General features: G+C 46.4%; 1 rRNA gene. It reads right to left on the bottom strand.

The annotated features are described in order from the left end of the window. A 23S ribosomal RNA gene (locus ABD785_RS41195) occupies positions 1-264 on the bottom strand; the annotation flags it as partial. Between the last annotated feature and the right edge of the window lie 286 nt (positions 265-550).

Genomic DNA, 550 nt, shown 5'->3' with positions numbered 1-550 from the left:
GGTCCCCGTTCGCTCGCCGCTACTAGGGGAATCTCGGTTGATTTCTTTTCCTCAGGGTACTTAGATGTTTCAGTTCCCCTGGTTCGCCTCCTACACCTATATATTCAGTGCAGGATACTCATCTTATGATGAGTGGGTTTCCCCATTCAGAAATGCCCGGGTCACAGGTTGTTTGCCACCTCGCCGAGCCTTATCGCAGGCTACCACGTCTTTCATCGCCTCTGGCTGCCTAGGCATCCACCGTGTGCGCTTCATTGCTTGACCCTATAACCCGAAGGAGTCTGGGGTTCGCAATGATAACGATTGCCGGATACGCTTGAGACGTATCACAAAACAATTACGTATAAACACTTCGAAGAAGCGTTTATGTCAGCATGATATACATTGTTAAAGAGCGACTGCTATGCGCAGTGATAAGCGTTCTTTCACGTTAAAAAAGAGAAAAAACCTTTCTTTTTCTTTTAATGTGAAAAAAGCATTCGCTTATCACTGCGTATCAACAGCATTCTGATCAGGTAATTCATTGTGAGCGCTTACCGCGAGAGTGATG

This window comes from Actinocorallia longicatena (assembly GCF_039534125.1).
In the GTDB taxonomy this organism is placed as follows: domain Bacteria; phylum Actinomycetota; class Actinomycetes; order Streptosporangiales; family Streptosporangiaceae; genus Actinocorallia; species Actinocorallia longicatena.
Note: the sequence above shows the minus strand (reverse complement) of the source record. Positions and strands in the feature narration are given on the sequence as shown.